This is a genomic window from Sphingobacterium sp. UBA1897 (assembly GCF_002337775.1).
In the GTDB taxonomy this organism is placed as follows: domain Bacteria; phylum Bacteroidota; class Bacteroidia; order Sphingobacteriales; family Sphingobacteriaceae; genus Sphingobacterium; species Sphingobacterium siyangense.
In genome coordinates this window covers 32,285-54,507 of record NZ_DDGR01000032.1, presented here as the reverse complement: position 1 = coordinate 54,507, position 22,223 = coordinate 32,285, and the positions used below count along the sequence as shown (strand labels likewise).

At 39.3% G+C, this 22,223-nt stretch carries 26 protein-coding genes and 1 pseudogene; 7 read left to right on the top strand and 20 right to left on the bottom strand.

The genetic code is table 11. The features are described from left to right. Positions 1-276: 276 nt before the first annotated feature. Both B4N43_RS22570 and B4N43_RS22565 read right to left on the bottom strand, forming a co-directional pair. Positions 277-672: a hypothetical protein gene (locus B4N43_RS22570; protein ID WP_075992243.1), complete on the bottom strand. Its 396-nt coding sequence runs from the start codon at positions 670-672 to the stop codon at positions 277-279. Between the two features lie 3 nt (positions 673-675). Further along, the gene (locus tag B4N43_RS22565; protein WP_248933575.1) at positions 676-1,848 is read right to left on the bottom strand and encodes an FAD-dependent monooxygenase; all 1,173 of its coding nucleotides are present in this window, start codon (positions 1,846-1,848) and stop codon (positions 676-678) included. Positions 1,849-1,931: 83 nt separating this feature from the next. Here B4N43_RS22565 and B4N43_RS22560 point away from each other — a divergent pair, with 83 nt between their 5' ends. After that, complete coding sequence (locus B4N43_RS22560) at positions 1,932-2,885, top strand: helix-turn-helix domain-containing protein (protein ID WP_286736354.1); 954 nt, start codon at positions 1,932-1,934, stop codon at positions 2,883-2,885. A gap of 5 nt (positions 2,886-2,890) precedes the next feature. On the opposite strand, the gene B4N43_RS22555 is transcribed toward B4N43_RS22560, so the two are convergent. Both B4N43_RS22555 and B4N43_RS22550 read right to left on the bottom strand, forming a co-directional pair. Next, complete coding sequence (locus tag B4N43_RS22555; RefSeq protein WP_145330417.1) at positions 2,891-3,148, bottom strand: hypothetical protein; 258 nt, start codon at positions 3,146-3,148, stop codon at positions 2,891-2,893. Between the two features lie 147 nt (positions 3,149-3,295). After that, on the bottom strand, positions 3,296-3,532 hold the full coding sequence (locus B4N43_RS22550) for a hypothetical protein (protein WP_286736352.1): 237 nt from the start codon (positions 3,530-3,532) through the stop codon (positions 3,296-3,298). Positions 3,533-3,875: 343 nt separating this feature from the next. On the opposite strand from B4N43_RS22550, the gene B4N43_RS22545 reads away from it, so the two are divergent. Further along, entirely contained in the window at positions 3,876-4,343 is a 468-nt protein-coding gene (locus B4N43_RS22545) for a hypothetical protein (RefSeq protein WP_088161279.1), read from the top strand. A gap of 26 nt (positions 4,344-4,369) precedes the next feature. Here the strand turns inward: B4N43_RS22545 and B4N43_RS22540 are convergent, their stop codons facing one another. From B4N43_RS22540 to B4N43_RS25585, 3 genes and pseudogenes are all read right to left on the bottom strand, one after another. Beyond that, complete coding sequence (locus B4N43_RS22540) at positions 4,370-4,816, bottom strand: hypothetical protein (RefSeq protein ID WP_075992237.1); 447 nt, start codon at positions 4,814-4,816, stop codon at positions 4,370-4,372. Between the two features lie 119 nt (positions 4,817-4,935). Continuing rightward, the gene (locus B4N43_RS22535; RefSeq protein WP_075992236.1) at positions 4,936-5,193 is read right to left on the bottom strand and encodes a hypothetical protein; all 258 of its coding nucleotides are present in this window, start codon (positions 5,191-5,193) and stop codon (positions 4,936-4,938) included. A 4-nt stretch (positions 5,194-5,197) separates the two neighbouring features. Beyond that, positions 5,198-5,305, bottom strand: a pseudogene (locus B4N43_RS25585) (DUF3606 domain-containing protein); the annotation flags it as partial. Between the two features lie 167 nt (positions 5,306-5,472). Between B4N43_RS25585 and B4N43_RS22530 the strand changes: the two are divergent. The 3 genes from B4N43_RS22530 to B4N43_RS22520 all read left to right on the top strand — a co-directional run bounded on the left by B4N43_RS22530 (position 5,473) and on the right by B4N43_RS22520 (position 7,150). Next, positions 5,473-5,673, top strand: coding sequence for a hypothetical protein (locus tag B4N43_RS22530; RefSeq protein WP_088161276.1), 201 nt, complete (start codon positions 5,473-5,475; stop codon positions 5,671-5,673). Between the two features lie 10 nt (positions 5,674-5,683). Next, positions 5,684-6,457, top strand: coding sequence for an Fpg/Nei family DNA glycosylase (locus B4N43_RS22525; protein WP_286736350.1), 774 nt, complete (start codon positions 5,684-5,686; stop codon positions 6,455-6,457). A gap of 84 nt (positions 6,458-6,541) precedes the next feature. Beyond that, positions 6,542-7,150, top strand: a complete 609-nt coding sequence (locus B4N43_RS22520; protein WP_145330415.1) for a hypothetical protein — start codon at positions 6,542-6,544, stop codon at positions 7,148-7,150. Positions 7,151-7,217: 67 nt separating this feature from the next. On the opposite strand, the gene B4N43_RS22515 is transcribed toward B4N43_RS22520, so the two are convergent. The 10 genes from B4N43_RS22515 to B4N43_RS22470 all read right to left on the bottom strand — a co-directional run bounded on the left by B4N43_RS22515 (position 7,218) and on the right by B4N43_RS22470 (position 16,253). Further along, a complete protein-coding gene (locus B4N43_RS22515; protein WP_286736348.1) occupies positions 7,218-7,490 on the bottom strand; it encodes a hypothetical protein in 273 nt (90 codons plus the stop codon). Between the two features lie 283 nt (positions 7,491-7,773). Further along, on the bottom strand, positions 7,774-9,339 hold the full coding sequence (locus B4N43_RS22510; protein WP_286736347.1) for an ABC transporter permease/substrate-binding protein: 1,566 nt from the start codon (positions 9,337-9,339) through the stop codon (positions 7,774-7,776). Continuing rightward, positions 9,336-10,256, bottom strand: coding sequence for an ABC transporter ATP-binding protein (locus B4N43_RS22505; RefSeq protein WP_286736346.1), 921 nt, complete (start codon positions 10,254-10,256; stop codon positions 9,336-9,338). Before B4N43_RS22505 ends, B4N43_RS22510 begins: the two co-directional genes overlap by 4 nt. A gap of 1 nt (position 10,257) precedes the next feature. Next, entirely contained in the window at positions 10,258-11,451 is a 1,194-nt protein-coding gene (gene egtB / locus B4N43_RS22500; RefSeq protein WP_286736344.1) for an ergothioneine biosynthesis protein EgtB, read from the bottom strand. Positions 11,452-11,463: 12 nt separating this feature from the next. Beyond that, the gene (locus B4N43_RS22495; protein ID WP_088161270.1) at positions 11,464-12,465 is read right to left on the bottom strand and encodes an L-histidine N(alpha)-methyltransferase; all 1,002 of its coding nucleotides are present in this window, start codon (positions 12,463-12,465) and stop codon (positions 11,464-11,466) included. A 288-nt stretch (positions 12,466-12,753) separates the two neighbouring features. Next, entirely contained in the window at positions 12,754-13,017 is a 264-nt protein-coding gene (locus B4N43_RS22490) for a nucleotidyl transferase AbiEii/AbiGii toxin family protein (RefSeq protein WP_286736341.1), read from the bottom strand. 11 nt (positions 13,018-13,028) lie between these two features. Next, on the bottom strand, positions 13,029-13,517 hold the full coding sequence (locus tag B4N43_RS22485; RefSeq protein WP_286736338.1) for a helix-turn-helix transcriptional regulator: 489 nt from the start codon (positions 13,515-13,517) through the stop codon (positions 13,029-13,031). A gap of 663 nt (positions 13,518-14,180) precedes the next feature. Further along, entirely contained in the window at positions 14,181-14,849 is a 669-nt protein-coding gene (locus tag B4N43_RS22480; protein ID WP_286736335.1) for a DUF6766 family protein, read from the bottom strand. Positions 14,850-15,027: 178 nt separating this feature from the next. Further along, on the bottom strand, positions 15,028-15,513 hold the full coding sequence (locus B4N43_RS22475; protein WP_286736332.1) for a CinA family protein: 486 nt from the start codon (positions 15,511-15,513) through the stop codon (positions 15,028-15,030). Positions 15,514-15,596: 83 nt separating this feature from the next. Continuing rightward, positions 15,597-16,253 carry a response regulator gene (locus B4N43_RS22470; RefSeq protein ID WP_286736331.1) on the bottom strand — a complete coding sequence of 219 codons (657 nt, stop codon included), beginning with the start codon at positions 16,251-16,253 and terminating at the stop codon, positions 15,597-15,599. A gap of 384 nt (positions 16,254-16,637) precedes the next feature. Between B4N43_RS22470 and B4N43_RS22465 the strand changes: the two genes are divergently transcribed. After that, on the top strand, positions 16,638-16,967 hold the full coding sequence (locus tag B4N43_RS22465) for a hypothetical protein (RefSeq protein WP_286736329.1): 330 nt from the start codon (positions 16,638-16,640) through the stop codon (positions 16,965-16,967). Positions 16,968-17,051: 84 nt separating this feature from the next. Here B4N43_RS22465 and B4N43_RS22460 read toward each other — a convergent pair whose 3' ends face one another. The 3 genes from B4N43_RS22460 to B4N43_RS22450 form a co-directional block, all read right to left on the bottom strand. Further along, a complete protein-coding gene (locus tag B4N43_RS22460; RefSeq protein ID WP_286736326.1) occupies positions 17,052-19,172 on the bottom strand; it encodes a mechanosensitive ion channel family protein in 2,121 nt (706 codons plus the stop codon). 62 nt (positions 19,173-19,234) lie between these two features. After that, a complete protein-coding gene (locus B4N43_RS22455) occupies positions 19,235-19,441 on the bottom strand; it encodes a hypothetical protein (protein ID WP_286736324.1) in 207 nt (68 codons plus the stop codon). Between the two features lie 138 nt (positions 19,442-19,579). Beyond that, entirely contained in the window at positions 19,580-21,046 is a 1,467-nt protein-coding gene (locus B4N43_RS22450; protein ID WP_286736322.1) for an MFS transporter, read from the bottom strand. A gap of 228 nt (positions 21,047-21,274) precedes the next feature. On the opposite strand from B4N43_RS22450, the gene B4N43_RS22445 reads away from it, so the two are divergent. After that, the gene (locus B4N43_RS22445; RefSeq protein ID WP_286736320.1) at positions 21,275-22,216 is read left to right on the top strand and encodes a glycosyltransferase family 4 protein; all 942 of its coding nucleotides are present in this window, start codon (positions 21,275-21,277) and stop codon (positions 22,214-22,216) included. Positions 22,217-22,223: the final 7 nt, after the last annotated feature.

Below are 22,223 nucleotides of genomic sequence, written 5' to 3'. Positions count from 1 at the left end.
CATTGATAGAACCGATAATTCGCAGGTAACCAGCACAAATAATGTTATCTCATTGGTTCCCGACTCCTATTAAAGGTTATCGAGGCAACAATCGTAACCACAATAACCTTTAAAAGGGAGCTATTCACACCAAATGACGAAGTCTGATCTCACGTTCAGGCTTGATAACTTAAAAGATGCATATTAATTATCGCTTTTGATGACATTACTCCTACAGCACTAAATCTAGTTTCGCCAAAAAATCAGGTGGTCAATTTGCAACTAAGAATCGCATGGTCATTTGATATGAAATTTACATATAATAGAAGTTACTCGATATCCTAAAAATACACAGGGTAAAATACCTAAAATCAGCAATACCCAAAACCATATAGGATTTTCAGACGACAACCATAGCCAACCCACGACCAGTATTATTAAACCACCAACTATAAGATTTTCTCTTGGCTTGCCCCCTATCCTCGTAGTAGCCATTCCACCCAACACACAACTAAACCAAACACAAAAAAGTTTGATGATAAATTGGGAAAAATTGGTGGCAGCGATTTCCTTACTGGTAAATATTTCTAAAGATGACGTGAACAGCAAGCCTTGCATTTTTGCAAAAACAGAACTCATTAATCCTATCGTTCCGAATCCAACTATGACGGAAAATATCTTTCTAAAATTCATTATCTAATTGATTTTAAAATTTAACTGGTCTTTCGTTAATACAATTGGATCAATCATTATTTTTTGCACATCAGCCTCAGAGGCGGCTCTGAATGAATGGACAAAACAGTTTAATTTTTCTTTACTATCAGGGATAAATGATGCTGAATTATTTTTTGCATTAGCCTGAAATTTCTGAATTATTGGCTGCATCATGGTATCATAATTGCAACAAGCCGTTTTTAAATCATTCGGATTTTGATGAATAAAATGAGCTAGCGCCTTTGCTCCATAAATTGATAATGATGCTCCCATTCCCGATAGCGCAGTGGGACAATACCCCGCATCTCCCAATAAAACCACATTACGATTTACTAAAGTGGATGAATTTACCATCCCCATTTTATCAATAAACATTAGACCGTTATCCGCGAAGCGACCTAACAAATGCTGTATATCTTCATTATACCCAGCAAAAGATGTTTTGAGTATTTCATTAGCTTTATTTTGAACAGATGGTAAATCTCCTGTATTATGTAAATAGCACTGAATGGCTATTTCATCGGAAGCAATGGGATAAATAGACAGCATCTTATTCACATCAATATAGATATTGAATTTGCCAACCTCATAAGAATGATGCTCTTTCAATCGTCCACCCATATAAACAAATTTAAAATCCTCTAGCGTACTTTCCGGAAAATAATTTTGTCTTGTCGTAGAGCGTAACCCTTCTGAAACGATAAGGAGATCGGCCTCCAACACAGTTCCGTTGTTGAGTAATATTTGGACTTTGTCTTCATCATGCATTACGTTTTCAACAGAAGATGAAAAATGAATACTCACTTCATTTTTTACTTCGTTGTATAAAACGTGATGCAATCCGCCTCGCGTTATCAGAACGGAACGTTCAATATTCTCGTTCATTTTCTCATAGCTAAGACTTTGTATAATTGAATCGTCTGACTCCCTGAAATTTACAAATTCAGAGGGTGACGATGCTTGTTGTAATTGTTCTGCTAATCCTAATTCTTCAATAATACGAACGCCAAAACTCTTAAGCGAAATAAGAAATCCGGACTTACTGAATGATGCCGCTCTTTCCAAAACAGTCACCTTATGCCCTTGTTTGCTCAACAGTTTTGCAACAGTCAATCCAGCGATGCCACCTCCTGAAATAATAATATTTTTTTTCATTTTTTTCATTTTTATACAGCAAATATCTTTCTATATTTACAGATAAAATAGCCCAAATTAAACTAATAATAGTCCAAAAAATTATGTTTGATGAAAAGCGTAAAATGAGAAAACTTGCTGAAAAACTTGGCATCTCCTTATCTTCCATTGAAAATGAGATAAAATTTTTGAATTTCAACGAATTGAACATTGTGGACTTGATGCCCGAGATGTTAATAATGGTTCGCTCTTTAATTGCCAGCAAGACTTTTGCTTATAAAAGAAAACCAATCAGGACAATAGAAAAAGGACTACTCATTTCGTTTCAAAATATTTTTATTAACAAAAAATCGGCAAATGCCATTAGTAAAAGATCTTTGAACAATCAGCCTCATGTTCGTATTATACCTTCACATTTGGAAAGTGAAGTGTTATTTCCTAAAGATGTCCACGTACAGCAAATCAGCATTTTAGTTGAGCTGGAATACCTGAAACATTTTGTAGGAAATGATGCAGATAAATTGTCTTATCTTTTTGATATAGAAAAAACCTTTTGGATAGAAGAATTTTTGTCACCTGAAATGACTGATTTAATTGCTCAATTAGCTGACCTTTCAATAGAAAACATTTTACCGCAAGCTTTTTATCGGTTAAAAGCACTTGAACTTATTTATCTGCTTTTCAGCAATTTATTAAAAAGAAAAAAAACAGATTATTTCCATCTTAACAACGCTGAAATTGATGCGGTTTATTTGGTTCGGAATACGATAGCATCAAATCTGGAAAAATCCCTATCTAAAGATGAACTGGTAAAAATAGGTGGAATGAATGAGCTAAAACTAAGAAGGATTTTTACACAAGTTTTTGGAAAAGGAATGTACGAATATTACAATCATCTTCGTATGCAAAAAGCAGCAAGACTATTAAAGCAGGAAAATCTTTCAGTTTCAGAAGTTGGCTATCAAGTAGGATTTAGCAATCTGAGTTATTTCGGAAGGTTGTTTGAAAAACACTTTGGATTAAAACCAAAGAAGTGGCAGGATAAAAATAGAATGTAAATACCTTATCCCTTTGCAAATTCTACTTTACCGGAGAAATCAGAGGTTGAGAGCTCCATTTTAAATATGCCATCTGAGTCGGTAACGGTACTTCCAATTAGTTCCCCTTTTTCAGATTTAAAATTCACAGATGTATTGCTTGCTTTTTCATTAGTGTCACCCAATCTAATTACCCCCGATACAATTAGGTTTTCATACATGTTACTTTCATTCACATCTGTGTAAGCTTGCACTTCAAATCCACCGCTGTTATATCGTTGCACTCTCCTAATCGGATCTTCACTATACATTCTCCGAGAACAACCAATAGTTATAAAAATTATAGATAATAAAACTGTAAAAAATCTGTTCATTAAAATCGAGTCGATAAAAAAATTACTTTTATAAACAATAAAGATAAGATTACATTTTTAACATCCCGCATGTTGACCGTGTTGAACTGTATCATTGTTTTCTACTTTATACTGTTCAGCTTTAATACGATCTATTATACGTTTTCTTTTAGTGTCCGAGAGCTTCATAAAAGCTTTAGGACCTGTTAATCCCTTCCAAGCCATATCATTGTAAAAGTCAGAATCGAATCCATTGTCCGCATAAAATATCTTAGCGACTATTTCTTCGCCAAAATCCGGCAAGAACAAAGGCATACTGATGTATATCGGAATTTGTGGGCTAAAAGGAGGGTTACAACTTTTATTTTGATCTTCGTGTGTATACGCTAGCCGGTTAAAATTGCTGGCTCGCCACTATTTACCAATTGATAAACCTATATGCCACAGCTCTTGTTCTTTCTTAAATATTTAGAACCATGATATATACGGTTTATGCACAACAGCAGTATCAAGGCAGGAAAATCTCTCTGTTAGCAGTATTTATAATTGTAAAAAAAGATCACAAAAATAAAGTACAAAGGAGTGTAGTGACACTGAAAGATACAATTACCACAATTTGATCATTTATTTTTACTAAATTAATTAGTATTTTTGATCCATGAAACCTCTTGAAGTCTTTTGCCGTAATCGCGTTATGTATGTCCAAATGACTGTGCATGATAAAAGCATGGGCATGAAAGACTATCATCTTTACAACAAAAATGGGCTTGCTTTTTATGTTTTCAGAAAGTCTCAGGGAGTTTGGGAACTTGCGTTTGGAGAACTTGCAGATGATATAAAGGAAGCATGTATCGATGCACTGATCTTGCGATTCGATACCGATGTACCGGAGCTATTTTACCACCATGGCGTGCGCCAGGTAGTCGAGGTACGCGCGAAAAAATACAGTCTTTGGCACATTTATCTGAACAATGCTTATGTAGGCAGCATCCAGCACGACAAGTATACTAAGAATTTCGATTATCATATTGAGGACAACAGCCTACTGACCGACGACCAGGTACAAAAATACATCGGAATGATTCAACACGGGGAGCTAAAATGGAGAAAAGATGATAATAGATAATTTCGAGATTATTTGTGTGTTTAACGCTACTTTTTTAAACGTTTTGTCGGTTTCTTTTTTTGTGGCTTTGCTGGTGTCTTAATTTTTTTCTGTACGGCCTCCATGCGCTTTCTCCAGCTGATGATCTGAGATTCTTCATATACGGGAAGGCCTTTATCGTTGAGAAGCCCCATAGATTTAGCTAAACTAAGACTGAGACGTGCAGACTTACTGTTTGCTTTCTTCCAGGTCTGTTGATCGTCTTTAAAATCCTTCTCATAGGCAGCAATAGCCTGCTTAATAATGGCTAGCTCCTTCTTATATTCTTTGAGCTTTCGATAAAGAATCATTAATCTGTTATATGCCCCTGCTTGTAATGGTGCTTTCCTTATAACCAGGATATAGCTTTTGATGGCATCTTCAGTTTTACCTTCAAGCTCCTGCAATCGTGCATCTTTTAACAGCTCATTTTTGGATTTCTTAATACCAGTCATATTTATTTTTATCTTTCAATACGATCCTGAATACCCGGCCAAATCCCCGCTAATATATTGTAGAGTCCTTTTAACCTGAATATCATAATTAAACTTGAGAAAAGTAATGAACAAATTAACTAGCTCAAAGTTCCATCTCGGTTTCGGTCTACTTCCAGTAAAAGAAGAAGTTTGGCAATAGCGGGTTCCCTCCATTCTTCCGCAAGATCGCCCTCTATAAAACCAAAATCTTCATCTAAGATCATCTGGCAGCCATCCATCGTAATTCGGGCATATGGTCCGTTTTGCCCCTCCTGTCCTACTTCAAAATCACAGTATTTTTCTACTCCTATGTTATTTGTCACCGGAATTCCAGTGAATGTTGCTATAGCTCCCATATTCTCATTTTTTATTTTTCAAATAATTAATAACATCCTCACGACCATTGCCAACGCTTTTGATGGCCTCTTCGACTTGCTGCCGGGTTACGCCAAGTTCTTTTGCCAAATAATCTACCTCATAAGATCACCGCCAGCTACCTGATTGCGGTCCCTTGCATCTTTTTTATTTTTATTGTCTGTCATAATAAATGTTTTTGGAATAGAACAACCGCCAGCCAATAGAGTTTGAAAACTATCACTATTCTGATGTTGTTCTAAATACAAAAAGGAGGAATTATGCCTTGGTATAATGGAGATTATCCACCATCATATAAAAATCAACCGGTCAACATCCGGGAGAAAGCAACTGAAATCGCAAATGCTTTGCTTGAGGAAGGCGCCGAAGAAGGAATTGCCATAGCAACCGGCCTAAAAAAAGCGAGGGAGCATTTTAAAAAGGTAAAAGAAGAGAGTAGAAAGAAGTACACAAATTATTAAATCGACAACTATGCCAGAACTACCAGACCTACAGGCCTTCAGCAAAAATCTTACAAAAATGCTTAAAGGTAAAGTGCTTGAAAAAGCTGCCATTCACAACAAACAAAAAACCAAAGTCAGCCTGAATGAGCTGCAAACTCTAGAGGGCAAAAAACTCGTCAAAGTTTATCGGGAAGGTAAAAGACTTTTTTTTGATTTTGGCAAAGATGCTATCTTGTCGATCCATCTCATGTTGCATGGCAAACTGGTATATTCGGAGGACGAAAACCCAAAGTATGCATTAGTTTCCATGAAGTTTAAGGATGGTGGAACGCTATCCGTTACTGACTTTCAGAAAATGGCACATATAGAATTTAATCCTGAACATGCAAATGTGATGGATGCACTTTCTGAAAAGCTAAATCCAAAATTACTTTTCGGATTACTGCAATCAAGCAAGGCCAAAATTAAAACTCTCCTGATGGACCAAAATGTCATTGGCGGGATTGGAAATGCCTACGCTGACGAAATCCTGTATGAAGCAAGGATATCACCACTTTCAATTTCAAACAAAATTCCCGAAAAGCAGGTACAACATCTTGCCAAAGCAATTAAGGAAGTACTGGAAAATGCCGAACAGCAGATTCTAAAAGAGCATCCTGAAATCATTAACGGTGAGATAAGGGACTTCATGAAAGTCCATAACAAAAATGCGAAGGTTGATGGTAAGGGTCATGAAATATTGCAAACCAAAATTAGCGGCAGAACTACTTATTACACAGAGCAACAAAAAGTTTTCGAATAGCACAGGATACGACTAGAGAATTACTTATCTCAGTGAAGTTTTTTGGCACAGATCTGGTACGGAAATAATAGCAACTAATTGCATATGAATAATCTATATATTATCTTCTTTTTTTTAGTTCTCCAGGGCTGTACAATGCGTAAAAGTACAATGACACCGGTACAAAATAATAAGTCCAAAATATACAATGACAGCTCAATGCAACAAGACTATGTTTCCATTTTAGAAACAATTTTGTCTGACGATTCGGCTGGTATCAAACTGCAACGTGAAGGAGAACGAAGGGCGTTCATTCATAACAAGTTTATGAGAGATTCTATCTCATCATTGCATGACAGGAATTATGTTTTTTACAACGTCGATCCACAGAAGCTGATGAAAATACTGGATAACCAGCTCACAGATTCGCTGGATATGCTGAATCAGATGAACGAAAGGAAGGCAATCATCCCGATTCCAGCCGCTATCAAAGCAGCGTACACTGTTGATGACGCCGATAAATACAGGATGGACCGCAACCAAAGCATTTATTACTTTCATCTTCCCATTATAGGGTATAATCGCAAAAAAGCATACGTGCCGGTTGACTATATATGCGGCCCTTTATGTGGAAACGGTGATGCATTTCTGCTTGAAAAAGTGAATGGTAAATGGGTAATCATACAACGATTCTTTAACCTCTGGATCTCTTAAAAAAATGTAGTCACAATAATCTTTAAACAGAAGATATTCACGCCAAATAACCAAGCGGACTTATAGCCTAAAGGACCTTATCACTTTCTATAAATACACTTCCCGACAAATAGCACTCGGGAACATTGGCTAATACATAATCAATGTCCAGAATATTAGGACGAGCTGTACTTCCATGCCCACAATACAAACTCCTGATCCAGGTATCTACGTCATCCACCCATATCGCCTTCCAGGTAATATTTTGTGGATCCTGGACATTGACAGGTGAAATTAGGACATTATACCCCATCGCTCGCAGCGCGGTTAATACGACTCGATTTACTTTGACAAATTTCATCTTCGAAAGCTATATACGGTTGTCTTTACTTTGGAACAGAAATACAACCCATATGGTTCAAAAGTCATTAACTTTTTGTGCTTAGCGGCAGATCCTTATAGTACTAAATCTGACTGATCGCTTGCATCGGATCCATTCCCGAATCAAGAGACTCGTGGTGGTTACTCCTTTTTATATATAACTATTAAAACTGTCCTGTATGAGTTTTATGAGGTGTAATCATACAGGAGAAATGCTTCGGAACATCATTTTTTGACTTTCTGATTTAGTTTTTATACCACTTTTAGTAATATTTTTTCAAATCACTAATTCTTTCAATATGAAGTTCTCTGGCCTGAGACCGCCGCATCATTAGCGCATAAGCATTATTAAATCCCAAAGGTTTTAACCACTTGATGCCGTACAGCCTCTGAAACTCATTGTTCACATAATTATAGGTATCGGAAGGACTTTTGGATACGCTTCCTAATACCTGCTGATTTGGTTTTAACAACACCAAAAGGCCTGTTCCGGTGTACTCTACATAGCAATCAATCGCATCGCTCACCAAAGCATCAAAACATATTTTGGTCCCACCCAACCCCGTCTTTGTATCTACTTTATAATCGGTATGGCCTTCGATCAGCATTTTGTATATCGCAGCCAAAATATATTGTTCTGCAAAAATTTTTGAACCTACCTTTATCGTACCAGCGCTCCCAGAACCAGTTGGCTTATAAAGATTGTTGTGCAGGAGAAAGTCCTTTGCAATATGTTCTGGCGTCTGCTTCAAAAAGTCTGCTCTATAATTGAGCTCCGTCATGACCGAATCATTGAACTTATCTGCCAGCAGGTTCATTGTCTCTTCCAGCTTGGGGAATTTCTGAAGGGTTGCCTCTTTGATGATCGGTGAAGCAAAATAAGGTGGGAAAATCTTCTTGTCATCTGCCAGCACAAACAGGTCGTATGCCTTGATCCGCCCATCGGTGGAGTATCCGCTAATGAGATCAAGATCTTTTTCATAAGCGGCTTTATACATAATTGCATCGCTGACAACAAGTGGGTTGACATGAAGACCATAGATACTGCGAAGTCCCAGGTCACCGTCCTGACGTCCCATAAACTCTGGTGTGAAACCTGCCTTGATGCGACTGTCATTGGACCTCATAACCATATAAAGCATACTTAAAATGCACACAGCGGTGAATATGCCCAAAATAATATAGGTCTGTCGACTTTTGATATTTACCTGGGAATATTGGATTAGTGCAATGCCTTTGTCCAAGAGGATTGCTAGTAATGCTGCAGGAATAGCACCGGCCAAGATCATGTTTGAATTGTTGAGGGATATACCGCCAAAAATAAATTCACCCAAGCCTCCGGCGGCAACAAATGATGCCAAGGTAGCTACACCAACATTGATCACTGCCGCTGTACGTACGCCCGCGATAATCACTGGCATGGCAAGTGGGAGTTCTACTCTGAGAAGCAGTTGCCAAGCGGTCATACCCATCGCTTTGGCTGCCTCCACGATACCGGAACCAACTCCTGTAATGCCGGTAAAGGTATTCCGGATAATGGGTAAGAGTGCGTAAATAAATAGTGCAACAATGGCGGGAATGGCTCCGATACCCAGAACCGGAATAAGAAAACCCAACAATGCAATACTCGGTACAGTTTGCAAAACACCTGCAAAACCTAAAATAATAGCAGCAAATTTTCTCTTTCTCGAGATCAGTACCCCTAGAGGCACTCCGATAAGAATGGCCAATACCAAAGATAAAAATGTAAGCCCAAGATGTTGGCCAATCTGGGTCAATAGCTTGTCCTGTTGTTCGAGCATAAATTGCCAAAAACTTTGCGCTTTCATACCACTTGTTGTTTTCGATAGTTGTTAAATGCACCCACTAGCGTTTCATAGGCTTGCGCCGTATCTGTATGCATACTCAGAACCTGGGTGGCATGCCATAAATCTGTGCTCAATGTAAATCCATAACGCGAGATAAAAGGATCTATCGCCGTAATCCCTTGTAGTTCTTGTAAGGTAGTCACTTTATACTCCAATAGTAGGCGATTTTCGGCGAAGAAATTGGCTACAAATTCATTTGCAGGTCTATATAACAGTTCTTTTGGCGTTCCAATCTGCACGATTTTCCCCTTGTCCATTAAGCAGATCCGCTGTCCAAGTTCGAAAGCCTCCGACACATCGTGCGTAACGAGGATGATCGTCTTACTGCGTATCTCCTCCAAGGATCTGAATTCTGCGTGGATATCTGCTTTCGTTATATTATCCAGTGCTCCGAATGGCTCGTCCATTAATAGAATAGGTGAATCGGCGATCAGTGCCCTAGCAATGCCTACGCGCTGTTGTTGCCCTCCACTCAGTTCATGGGGATAACGTTGGAGGATCTCCTCGCCCAAGTTTAATTTGTGAAGTAGCTCCGCAGTACGCATGCTTATTTTCTTTTTTTCACATTTCAACAATTCTGGAACTACAGCAATATTGCGTGCAACGGTATAATGCGGAAAAAGGCCGGCATGCTGCATGACAAAACCAATTTGCCTACGTAAATCATGGATGTCTCTTTCTCTGATATCTTTGCCAGCAATAAAGATCTGGCCTTTATCGGGTTCGATAAGCCTATTGATCATTTTTAGGGTTGTCGTCTTTCCACAACCGCTGGTCCCTAGCAGAACAAGAACTTCGCCTTCCTTGGCCTGAAGGGAAATCTGATCGACTGCAACCTTTCCATTGAAGAATTTTGAAATGGAGACGATATCTATCATATTATCTCGCCAGTCTAATACCTGTAAATTGCCATTGCAGTGCCGTCTGAAAAAAGTTTCGGTACGTTTTGCGGCTATGATCTTTAGGTGTTGCAATAGAGGCTCCACGCAAGACCATCTGGTTGACCATAAATTTTCCGTTATATTCACCCACGGCGCCAGCTTCCTTTTTAAATCCGGGATAAGGAAGATATGCAGAATTGGTCCACTCCCACCGCTGTCCCCAATTGAGATGATCTGCCGCAACTTCCCACTCTGCCTCTGTCGGAAGCCGCATTCCCCTCCAGGCTGCAAATGCGGAAGCTTCATAAAAGTTGACATGGCAAACTGCATCCTCCAAGTCTATTTCCATCAACCCCGCTAAGGTATAATTCATCCATTGTCCATTCATCAAATGCCAGTATAAGGGAGCCCGAGCCTGACGCCGTTTTACCCAGTCCCAACCTTCGGCATGCCAATACCTGAAATCAGCGTACCCACCAGCTTCCATGAAAGCCATATATTCCTTATTTGTCACCAAATCACTCGCAATTTCAAAGTCATTCAGATAAACCTTATGTCTGCCTTTCTCATTGTCAAAACAGAAACCCGGACCTTCATATCCGATTTCATAAATCCCAGCATCAAATTGGACATACGTCGATTCAGCAGCCGCATAACTGAAAGGAGCTTTTGTGCTGCCATAAGCAGGAAAAAGGGGATTGTGACCCAGTATATATTTGATATCCGTAAGCAGCAATTCTTGATGTTGCTGTTCATGATTTAATCCTAGCACAAAGATGTCAAGGAGATCATTTGTCAAAAACCCACCATCCAAAAACTCAATCATGGACTTGTCCACACATTTGCGGTATCTATAGATATCTGCCACGGAAGGTCTGCTCAGATTTCCTCGATCTGTACGAATCACCCGAGCTCCTATTGTTTCATAGTAACTATTGAATACAAAATTGTATTCAGCATCGAATGGCTGATAGTTTGGCAGATGCGGAAGTAAAATAAATGTTTCGAAAAACCAGGTGGTATGTCCAAGATGCCATTTCGGAGGACTAACCTCTCCTATGGGCTGAACAACATAATCCTCAGTTTCCAACGGTTGGCAAATTTCTTCGGAATAAGCCCGTATAGCAAGATAGCTATCGATCCATTTTTGCTTTTCGGACATTTCGATAAGCGCATTTTGTATATTTTTCATAAATAAAACGTATTAGGACACCCTCCATACCGAATCAACAAACCATCCTTTGCTGTCTTCAACATTTGCGATCAGCTGAAATCCTGCTAGAGAAGCCATTCGCTGTATTTCCTCAGGAGTATATTTCTGAGAAATTTCCATGTCAATTAACTCATTTTCCTTAAAAAATATAGACTCGCCTTTGATATGGACATGTTGATTGGTTAGACTGACCAAGAAACTGCGGCAGGCTCCGGAGATTGGATCGTAGGATTGATAATGCTGAAAACATTGGGTATCGAAATCAGCTTCAAGTTCCCGGTTGATGCGATTCAGTAAATTGATGTTGAAGGCCGAGGTGATTCCGGTTTTATCGTTATAGGCAGAAAGAACGGTGTGTGGATTTTTTTTGAGATCAAAACCGATTATAATAATATCACCGGGGCTTAGTTTACGGCGGATTTCGGAACAAAAAAGTTGGGCTTCGTCCATATCCATATTGCCGATATTACCACCTAAAAATAAAACTACTTTTCGCCGTTTTGAAATTTTCATCGCCTGGTCAAGCATTTCAAAGTACTCTCCCTCTAGCGGTACGATATCTAAAGTTGGAATGTCACGATGTAATTTTTCGCCTAATACCGCAAGAATATTGCCCGATATATCGATAGGCATGTAGGAGTACGTGTTATGATGTGCACTGAGATGGGTTAACAGATGACTTGATTTAAGGGCATCACCTGCCCCCAGTTCTATCAGGTCGAAATCGGATTCATCAGTTGTGATGAAATCTGCTAACTCAGCAGTTTTTGTGCGGAATATTTCAAGCTCGCAGTTGGTCAGATAATATTCGGGCATATGCATGATATCCTGAAAAAGTCGATCGCCGATGGGATCATAAAAATACTTTGAAGATAATTTCTTCGGATAAATACTTAAACCTTCTACCACTTCCTTGTGAAAAACCCCTTCATACTTTTCGATCTCAGGTGAAGCACTAATTACTGGTAGAACATTATTTAATTGTAAACTCATAACTCTATGGTATTTGCGGTCTTTGTTACAGAAATATAACAGGAAAAATGAGCGAATAGTTTCGGAATAATCCAATCTGTGAAAATAGTCGATCTCTAACTACAAGAGAAGAACATGAGAAGAGTAGAACTTCACGACTACACAGCACAGTCATTGGCTGAAAGAATTCCGTTCTTTAAAAAAATTTTAACAAAGTAACTTTCTGAACCACACTAAAGATTATCTTTCCGACATTTTTAGTTAAAACAACGAAGTCTGCGCCGCATCACTTCCCAATGGTGGCAATCCTTATAACTTTCCCATAGTGGGAGCAATATTGGACAAGTGATCGACGTACGAAAAAGTATCTTTCAAGTACTTGTCAATTGACGCAAAGTCTAAACTGCCATATGGAACATCCGAGAAAAGACCAATATCGACAGATTCCCTATGGCCTAAATGCAAGCTTAAAGCGGTTCCCCCAACCAATCGAAAAGTTGAAAAAACATCCGCTTTCATTAGCGTTAATAGTGTTTCTCTTAATAGGACATTAACAGTATTATAATATAGCATAATTATTTGCGCTAATGTTTATGCAACAACATTGGAGCTGTTGTTGGTTCAGATAAAGCCTGCTGAACTTGCTCCTTGCCATAAAACCTTAGTATCTCATTTTTCTCTTCTTGATTTCCCCTTTCGAAAATACGATGAATTACGGCTTTAGCTTGTTTTCCCCAATTTATTTTATTGACATCAGTGTCCCAAAAAAGAACTTTTCGCAAAATAGTCAAATCTGGCTTGTTTATATTTCCAATGTTTGTTTTAGCATTTTTTATCTCATAAAAAGTTTGTAACAACGCAAAAGTCCCTTCTTCAAATCCTAGTGCCTGGTCAACTTTCAATGATAAAGGTACTGGAATGCCGCGTTGACCTTTTATGATTGCATTGAATATTTGTCTTTGTGTATCTATAGAGCGGGCAAATGGACTTGGCTTAATCGCACGCCTCTTAAGCTCTCTTTCTAAGATAAGCCCTGGATGAATTCCTTTAAAACGTTCCATACTTTTTTCCATAATACAAATGTAATCAAAATTGATTACATACTTACACATAAAAATTCTTTAATGATATGACTCAGAAGTTCATTTGTATAACGTCCTGTTAAATCAATTGACGAAGTAATTAAAGTGATTGAAATGCTATATCTTTAAATACCCACATTAACTTTTACGAGCTTAGCTATAGATTTAAAAGAAAACATTGGGACAAAGGTTTTGAGACCGAAGCATCAAAAGGATGGCTGCTACGGCGGCTCAGTCTTTTTTTCATTTTTATCAAACCAAGGTCTCAAAAGAATTGTCCATCTATTGTCGATCGTTACGTATCAGTTCAGATTGATTGATTTAATTGTATGGTCAGGTTTTTAGGCCTGGCCATTTTAAACGTATTTTCCGGTCCCAAATGGATCTGTCTATAATTTAGTTAAGGGGCTAATCGAAAGATTAGTCCTTTTTTTGAAAAATAATGAACTATTCTATCAGAATCATGTTCTTCACCAGGTTAAGTTAGTTTGTTTTAGTAGTTATAAAGGTCGGGGATTCATGTCACCGGCCTTTTTTATTTTTTGTAAACTATCATGGAGTTTAGTTGTACTTACTTTGGATATTTAACTAATAGATTGCAGGCTTGATAGTATCGCATTTATCAGGCCTGCATTTTTGAAAACTCTTTCTCAACTACTTACCTGTCTCTGTATGAGCTGCGTCCACAGGTTTAGATTCTGGAGATCCTTTTTGTCGGAGAAATATTGTTAATATAACAATTGAGGCCACCGAGAGAAATTCACTTTGCCAGTTCTGGAAAGTTTCAAACCAAAACTGAGGTTCAGCTAGAAAATCTAATAAACTTTTTTCGGGTTTGCCATGCAAGCTTTCCTGCAAGTTGGCATCCTTAAAACTACCATAAAGATGGCCTGCCCAACTTAAAAGAAATAGGATAACAAAAACAATCGACAGGGAATTTTGGTAAAGCATTAAACGCCATCCCCCTCTCTTAACTGGACCTGGTGCATCTTTTCGGCTTGGATCAGGAAGCCGATCAACTTCCTCAGGCTTTTCCGGATCTTTTGACTCAGCCGATCCCACTTGCCGCAAAGAGATCGTAAGCATGACATAAAGCGCCATTTGCAGAAATTCGCTTTGGAAATTTTCAAATGTTGACGAGAAAAAATGGCCGCTTTTCAGATATGCAGAAAATATAATTTCTGGAGAACCCAGATCTTTCAGATTTTCATTGTTTTCTTTCCATCCAAAAAATGCCTGCGCTCCCAGCGCAGTTACAAACAATACGATAAATACGATGGAAAGACTGTTCCTATAAAAATAAGTTTGTTTTTTATTCTTCATCACCTTCATTTAATGAATTATTCTTTCACCGTGAACATCACCAAACATCTAAAGGTTTAACGGAACAACTCATTCCTCTTGCTGAAGCGGAGCATGGCTATAAAATCTTCCATGAGAAAGAAGACGATTGCGTTAAAGTAGTTTTGAAACCCAAAGATAAATTTGCGAGGAAAAATCGCTAAAATAGCTTCGCAAGTATTCCTTCAAAAGTTACCAAAATATTTTCGCCATATTTTTGCTGTGCTTTCGCCCCTAAGAAATTTTTATTCAATTCTATTTTTTCGGAAACGATTATCTGCATTTTATAGGATATTGCAAAATATGCATACAACTTAAAATCAGACTCTTCCACTGGAGTTGCATAACCGGTAACACCTATACCAAAATCAGCATTGAACAAGTGTGAGGCCTGCAGTGCCATATCTTCGGCGATCTGAGACGACACACAATCACTTGCTCTGCCCTCATCCTCATCGATTCCTAATAAATTTACTTTCTCTTCAAGCGTGTAAGCTGTAATCCCACCTTTAAAATTAACTGCAGCATTTTCGATCTGGGACAGCATAAACTGAAGCTGTCCAGCTGTTACACTTTCGGCCGTTGCGACGGTCTTACGATCAAGTAGCTTGCCAATACGTTGAATTACTTCCTTATCGAGTTCCATCCTGTACTTATTAATTTAAACCTATTGCCTTCGCAGACCTTTTATCTACACGGAATCTTAAATCCGTTATTGACCGTAAGCATTTATTGTAGCAGTTTATTTTGAAAGGCGAACCGCACTAGATCAGCTGTATTTTTTGTTTTTGTTTTATCAATCAGCTGCTGCCGATGCCCCTCAACTGTTCGTTTGCTCAGAAATATCTGATCTGCTATTTCAGCGTTTGTAAAACCACGTGAAATCAGTTCCAAAACCGTTAATTCCCTTTCAGAAATATCGTAGCGATGGAAAATAGCCTCTTTATCGATACAAATAGGACTATTTAGCTGAAAATGATCTAGTAGTGATAGACCTATTTCCATTGAAATATATCTTTTCCCCTGCGATATGTTGAATATACCTGCAACAAGTTCGTCATAATTCGAATTTTTCGATAAAAAGCCAACTGCCCCAGCCCTAAATGCATCAGCCACGGTGTTATTATCCTCGATCATTGATAAAACAGCCACGTCAATTTCAGGATATTTGGCCTTCACTTTATGGATTAATGTAATGCCACTCATCTCTTCCATTTTGAGATCCGTAATTATAAGATCAGGTGTCTCGCTTTTATCTAAGAATTCTAGCGCCTGAACTCCATTTCCAGCCTCCCCAGTAATGGAGAGCTGCTTATGTGACTCCAATATTAGCCTAAAGCCGTTCCTTACCAATGTGTGATCGTCAACAAGTAATATTTTATACATCGTAGTAGAGAAAATCGTGTGTTATAGGTAATTTAGAGCAATTAGCTTGCCATTTTTACATTACTAGAAAATTTTCAATTTATATTTTAAAATTTGTAATAATTACTTATTAACCCCAGTATTATTACCTTCCATGAAATACATAACGCCATTCTGTCGTATAAACATCCCCCTATAATTTTTATAAAAAGTATCCCTCTCACTTGAAATTGGATTATGAACATCCAATACATTAAGATCCTTAACGCTAAAACTTAATATCCGCAGTTAAAGTACTTCATCAGACTATTATAATGATTTCAAGTAGTAAATGACTTACATTGCGTAGTTTATCAGTTAACGAAACCGGCTCCAAGGAGGTTCACTTTATATATTTATTAAAAGATGAAAAAAAACCAAATTATGCAGGATCGGTATCAAGGTATACTTATCGTTGCATTCGCAATTGTCGCACAACAGGGCCCCGAGGATCTTCCGAACGATGTGCCAGATAATCCTGAAGAGGAATTATCAGAAAATGAATCCGATGAAACTCCAGAAATGCCTGATCAGGATGATTTAGGCATCGACGAAGAACTGGGAAACGAAGAAGAAAATGAATTTCCTGAAATTGACGAACAGGAAGAAGACGAAAGAGAGATTGATGAACGAGAGACTGATGAACTGGAGGAAGCCAACGACGGAGAGTTAGCTAACGATGGAAGAACCATTTAAAATCAAACTCTCTTTTAATTTTACGAAATAACCAACGCGTAAAGGCTATATTTACCCGTTGGTTATTTTGTACTTCATTTAACTTTAGGATGAAGTAACTTTAGAATCATAAAGGATTGCTTCCGCTTTTACTTTTTCAAGAAAGCTGCTCCGAAAATATTCGATCTGTCGTACATGCTGTATCCCTACTTGAATGGATACAACATAGGCATCTGCTGTGATATCTTTCGTCAGAATTTTTATCGGAAGGCTTTGATCAATTTCTTGAAACTCGACAACACGCTCCAATAACCATTTTTTCCAATCCTCAATATTGCGGCTCGTTACAATGGTAAGCTGAAGATTCAAGCGAATATCAGATTCCTCAAATGTCCAGTTGACCAAGCGACCGGAAAGGAGATCTCCATTTGGGATGATTACCTGCGCCCCCTGATCGGTGAGCAAGGTACTGGAACGAATACCCACTTGCAGAACCTGACCTTTCTTGTCGGCAAGTTCCACATAGTCGCCAACTTTAAAAGGACGCTCGAACACCAAAATAACGCCGGAAACAAAATTATTTATAATATTTTGAAGACCTAAACCTATTCCGACACTGAGTGCTCCAACAATAACGGTAAGCTTATCAACTCCCAAACCTAGAATACGAATCCCTATCAAAAAGCCAACGATAAAGATAACGACACGCACAAGCGGTAGTAAAGCACTTCGGCGCTGATTTACCTTCGACTCAGGCTGATCAAGCAGATCTTTTAAATTCTTCTGTATCCAGTTCGCCGTCCAGACAACAGCAAAGGCTAAGAGCACATCACCATAGGTGTATGTGATACTTCCGACCGAATGGTTACTGTGCAGCAAACGATCAAAAAGTCGACGTATCTCACTCGTTATATGCAGCGTATTGGCCCAAATGATAATAACCAAAATCGTGGAAAAAAGTCCGATTACACGATGTAGGGCGGTAATCATCTTTTCTTTATCGAATCTACTGATAAAATGAGCCTCTTTAGCATTCTCATAGGAATTAAGCAAATCATGAGACATCATATCGCGAAAAGCATGCAAAGATAAAGCCTGCAGTAACCCCACACCAGCAGCAATACTGCATGTGCGTGCTAAATTTAAGTAGCCGAAGAAATCAAAAATAATAGCAGCCATACTGAACGCAATAAGTGCCCAACGGGCAAAAGGCCGCAGGTAATCAAAAGGGATTTTGCTATCGGTTTTTCGTCCGAGTATCCAGAGGAGACGAATGCCAAACCCATTAACCAATAAGGCAGCAATTCTTGATATCCAGTCTATATCCAAAATCAGGTTTACGGTCAGCAAGAGGATATAATAAAAGAAAACGAATTGCATCATTCTTACTTTAAAATCTGACAACTGCGAGGCCGTAAGCAGATATAAAAAGCCAAAAATCAATAAATAACTTAATTCGATTACGAGTACTGGAACCCGAAAAGATGTGAGTGGCAAAAGAACGAGAAAAAAAACGGCGAATTTTAAAATAGGGATCCACCAAGGCTTGTTTCGATGTAAAGGAAGCTGTTCTTCGGCTCCAATTTCGCGCTTTCGCATTTGATAGAGCCAATAAAAATATGCAAGGCTCAGTATCAGTAGAACAAAACGGCCGTCCCAAGCACTATCATAATAGCGTTGAGACAGACCGTCCTGCTCCAGATTCTTGTGTATTATGCTTTTCCAATAACTCCAAGATGCTGCTGTTTGCGCCGTCTGAACGACGTTTTGCTGTTGTTGTGCCTTGGTGTTTAGATCATCCATATCCAATAACAGCGACTCTATATCGCGTTGCATGGTCGCTACACTGTCCTGAACAGCACTCCAAGACGACGCAGTGGAGTCTTGTGGTACAGTCTGCCTCCGCAGCACATCTACTTTGCTACGTAATAACAGTATAGAAGGCTTAACCTGCCGGATATAGCCCTGAACGCCTTTTGCCCCGCCTCTATCCTCCTCTCCCCGCTGCCATGCCACCTCACGTTTTATACTGTCAAAAGCTGTGTAATAATGATTGACTTGGTGGCGCCACTGCTCAAGGAACGCTCTTGCGGTAGCAAGTGGATTATCTGGCAGCGAATCTCGGACAGCTACCGAATCGACTGCTGCGGGGAGTGAATCCATCTTTTGCGCAGAAACAACGGAATAAAAGAGGCTAAGCTGGAGTATCCAGCTTAGCCTCAGCATAGCGCAAACTATAGAATTTATACTTTTTACCATTCTCTTTTTTATTTTAACATCTTTATTCTTTAGTCGGGTTTAGCCGGCGACGGTTGCCTTTGTAAAGAATCTGTGCTATCTCGGCCTAAAGAGTCACTGGCGACTGCGCCTGACTGTCCATCATCGACATGAGTAGAGGAGTCGTAGCTCCCATTTGCTTGATTTCCTTTGTTGCTACTATTGCCACATCCCCAAAGCCCGAGGACTGCCAATATCAATACACTAATTTTTTTCATATCTTCTGCGTTTAACCTTCGAATTATATGAAAATTGAACAGTGCTAAAACCCTAATGGTTGTCCTGAAACAAATTTTGGGTAAAAACCACCGCTTGCAGTACTAGTACGCGCTATCGAAATAACAATGAGTATGAAACTAGTCTGCCGGCATTTTACGTTTTATAATCTGCTTAAGCTGTGCATGCAACGTGATGATATTGCCCACGAGCAAGCTTTCCTTCAATCCGGCGCGAAAACGCTTTTTCATAATACGCTTAACAAGCTGATGACTTACTTCGCCATTTTCCTGCACTTTGGCAAGCCAACGCAGCGATACAAAAGCCAGTGCAGAAGCCATGAGGAAGAGGAAATTCCATTCATGAAGATAGATCAGTTTTCCGCCGGTCTGCAGATCGGGGCTCTTCCAGGAGATACTGATCTGCAGCTCGCGGGTAGCGAAATAATCGACCAGTAAACCTCCTATAATCGGTCCCATAGCGGTAAAAAAAGATGCTACCATATTTTTTACCGTGATAAAAATAATCGCATCAGTTTTAGGCGCTAACTTGAGACCTATGTTGGTCATCGCGAGATTAATGCCTCCTGTGGAGATTCCAGTCATGACATGCAAGAGCACCAACAAAATTAAATTGGGAAGTGCACGTGAATAGATCCCGACAAATATCCATAACAAAATACAGCAAATGTAAATCGGCGCAGTGAGGTATATGATACTTTTATTGCTGTACCTGTCGGAAAGATTTCCCCAAAGACGTAATCCGGCTACACTTCCTAGCTGACTGACTACAGTCAGCAGAATGACCATTTTCATGGAAAGACCTAACGTTTTTAGCATAAAAACAGTAAAAAACGGAATAGCCAGATTAATAGCGAAGAGCCAAACGGCGTTAAAGATGAGCAAGTTTTTAAAATTTTTGTTTCGAAGCGGCTCAAGTAATAGATGGCCCAGGTTCCCGCCCGACATTTGCTGTATCGGCTCTTTTGCCTGAGCCAAAAAGAAGGCGCCAGCGGAACCGACAAATCCAGCCGTCAGAAAGTAAACGCTATACAGATTTTTCAATTCGCCCGGTGCATTCCTGGAGTAATAGTCAACCAATGCAGCCACGACAAGACTTGCGGTTATATCCGTCAGCTGCATGATCCGGGTACGTCTGGAAAAGTAAGTACCAAGACGAGCCTCTGGAACAAGGTCTTTAACCCATGAATTCCAGCCTGCTCCACCAATGGCGCTGAGGAAATAGTGAACAAACATTAAAATCAGCAGAATGTTAAATGAAAGACCAGCACTGCGCCCCATGATAATGCCAATAGCTATTAATGGTAATTTCGCGATAAATACGGATAAAACCGTGATAACTTTCCTGTTCGAGTAGCGCTGCATCAGCACTATGGCCAGCAGCTGCGACAGGTTACATAATGTCGGAAATGAGGCCAGCAAACCAATCTGAAAATTGCTAGCCCCAAGCAACAAGGCTGCGCCCACTAATATAGCGCCACTACTTAAACACACCACAATTTCCGAACATACTCCATCTATAACGACCATGCGTAAACTTTGGTCAATCTGCTGCGGTTCGAGATGATGTGTCGGTTTAAATTCCATAGCATTTTCTTTCTGGTGTAACAGTCATCGGCTTCGTTTGGTTCCATTTAATACATTTATAGGACTTAATACTGAGGAGAAAGTACTTTATACATCTAATTGGGTATTAATCCATTAAACCAAGTTACGCTTACAACCGTTCATCAGACAAAGGTTTAGAACAAATGACCTCCATCTAAGGCTGTTACCGACATGGACGAAAGAGGGAATGTTTAATAAAAAAAAATTATGGCACAAAAACCCCGTATCCTAACTTGGCATATCCATGGCTCCTATCTGTATTATTTATCGCAGGGAGACTATACGCTGTATATTCCTTATACAGCAGAAAGAGGCCCCAGGTATGTCGGTAGAGGCAACACATTTCCCTTTGGTGAAAATGTAATTGAAGTTCCTGCCAATGAAGTTCGTAATCTTGAGTTTGATCTGATATTGTTTCAATGTGATGAAAATTACCTAGAAGATCAATACGTGATCTTGTCAGAATTACAGCAGCTATTGCCTAAGATTTACATCGAACACGATCCGCCGTGGCATCATCCCTGTGATGAAATCCATCCGGTAACGAATCCGGCAGTTACGTTGGTCCATGTGACGCATTTTAACCATCTCATGTGGAAAACCAGCGTTCCAGATGTTCGTGTGATCAGCCATGGCGTGGATACACACGGCGTTACCTACAATGGAAAACTAGACAAAGGGATCGTCGTTATAAATAATCTCCCTTCTCGCGGACGCATGCTGGGTAGCGATATCTTTGAACGTGTACAGCAGCAGGTTCCTTTAGATCTCATCGGTATGGATAACGCGCCGTACGGCAATCGCGAAGTGCTGCATCCGCAGTTGCCTGAATTTATTAAAAATTATCGTTTCTTTTTTAATCCAATACGTTATACGAGTCTTGGACTGGCCATCTGCGAGGCAATGATGGTGGGCCTCCCAATAATTGGATTAGCAACAACGGAATTATCGACTGTCATTGAAAACGGAAAAACCGGTTATATCGGACTGGATATCGATGAGCTAATCGCTAAGATGAACATGTTGCTACACGATCCGATTCATGCACAGCAATTAAGTGTGCATGCACAGCGTAAAGCCCAGGAGCTTTTTGATATCGCCCGTTTTGCGCAACAATGGGAACATTTAATCAACACAAAAATTAACTAATACCTTA

Coding starts and splice junctions, on each gene's coding strand:
- B4N43_RS22570 (WP_075992243.1), bottom strand. CDS start 672: ATGAATTTTAGAAAGATATTTTCCGTCATAGTTGGATTCGGAACGATA.
- B4N43_RS22565 (WP_248933575.1), bottom strand. CDS start 1,848: ATGAAAAAAAATATTATTATTTCAGGAGGTGGCATCGCTGGATTGACT.
- B4N43_RS22560 (WP_286736354.1), top strand. CDS start 1,932: ATGTTTGATGAAAAGCGTAAAATGAGAAAACTTGCTGAAAAACTTGGC.
- B4N43_RS22550 (WP_286736352.1), bottom strand. CDS start 3,532: ATGCCTTTGTTCTTGCCGGATTTTGGCGAAGAAATAGTCGCTAAGATA.
- B4N43_RS22545 (WP_088161279.1), top strand. CDS start 3,876: ATGAAACCTCTTGAAGTCTTTTGCCGTAATCGCGTTATGTATGTCCAA.
- B4N43_RS22540 (WP_075992237.1), bottom strand. CDS start 4,816: ATGACTGGTATTAAGAAATCCAAAAATGAGCTGTTAAAAGATGCACGA.
- B4N43_RS22535 (WP_075992236.1), bottom strand. CDS start 5,193: ATGGGAGCTATAGCAACATTCACTGGAATTCCGGTGACAAATAACATA.
- B4N43_RS22530 (WP_088161276.1), top strand. CDS start 5,473: ATGCCTTGGTATAATGGAGATTATCCACCATCATATAAAAATCAACCG.
- B4N43_RS22525 (WP_286736350.1), top strand. CDS start 5,684: ATGCCAGAACTACCAGACCTACAGGCCTTCAGCAAAAATCTTACAAAA.
- B4N43_RS22520 (WP_145330415.1), top strand. CDS start 6,542: ATGAATAATCTATATATTATCTTCTTTTTTTTAGTTCTCCAGGGCTGT.
- B4N43_RS22515 (WP_286736348.1), bottom strand. CDS start 7,490: ATGAAATTTGTCAAAGTAAATCGAGTCGTATTAACCGCGCTGCGAGCG.
- B4N43_RS22510 (WP_286736347.1), bottom strand. CDS start 9,339: ATGAAAGCGCAAAGTTTTTGGCAATTTATGCTCGAACAACAGGACAAG.
- B4N43_RS22505 (WP_286736346.1), bottom strand. CDS start 10,256: ATGATAGATATCGTCTCCATTTCAAAATTCTTCAATGGAAAGGTTGCA.
- egtB (WP_286736344.1), bottom strand. CDS start 11,451: ATGAAAAATATACAAAATGCGCTTATCGAAATGTCCGAAAAGCAAAAA.
- B4N43_RS22495 (WP_088161270.1), bottom strand. CDS start 12,465: ATGAGTTTACAATTAAATAATGTTCTACCAGTAATTAGTGCTTCACCT.
- B4N43_RS22490 (WP_286736341.1), bottom strand. CDS start 13,017: ATGCTATATTATAATACTGTTAATGTCCTATTAAGAGAAACACTATTA.
- B4N43_RS22485 (WP_286736338.1), bottom strand. CDS start 13,517: ATGGAAAAAAGTATGGAACGTTTTAAAGGAATTCATCCAGGGCTTATC.
- B4N43_RS22480 (WP_286736335.1), bottom strand. CDS start 14,849: ATGAAGAATAAAAAACAAACTTATTTTTATAGGAACAGTCTTTCCATC.
- B4N43_RS22475 (WP_286736332.1), bottom strand. CDS start 15,513: ATGGAACTCGATAAGGAAGTAATTCAACGTATTGGCAAGCTACTTGAT.
- B4N43_RS22470 (WP_286736331.1), bottom strand. CDS start 16,253: ATGTATAAAATATTACTTGTTGACGATCACACATTGGTAAGGAACGGC.
- B4N43_RS22465 (WP_286736329.1), top strand. CDS start 16,638: ATGAAAAAAAACCAAATTATGCAGGATCGGTATCAAGGTATACTTATC.
- B4N43_RS22460 (WP_286736326.1), bottom strand. CDS start 19,172: ATGCTGAGGCTAAGCTGGATACTCCAGCTTAGCCTCTTTTATTCCGTT.
- B4N43_RS22455 (WP_286736324.1), bottom strand. CDS start 19,441: ATGAAAAAAATTAGTGTATTGATATTGGCAGTCCTCGGGCTTTGGGGA.
- B4N43_RS22450 (WP_286736322.1), bottom strand. CDS start 21,046: ATGGAATTTAAACCGACACATCATCTCGAACCGCAGCAGATTGACCAA.
- B4N43_RS22445 (WP_286736320.1), top strand. CDS start 21,275: ATGGCACAAAAACCCCGTATCCTAACTTGGCATATCCATGGCTCCTAT.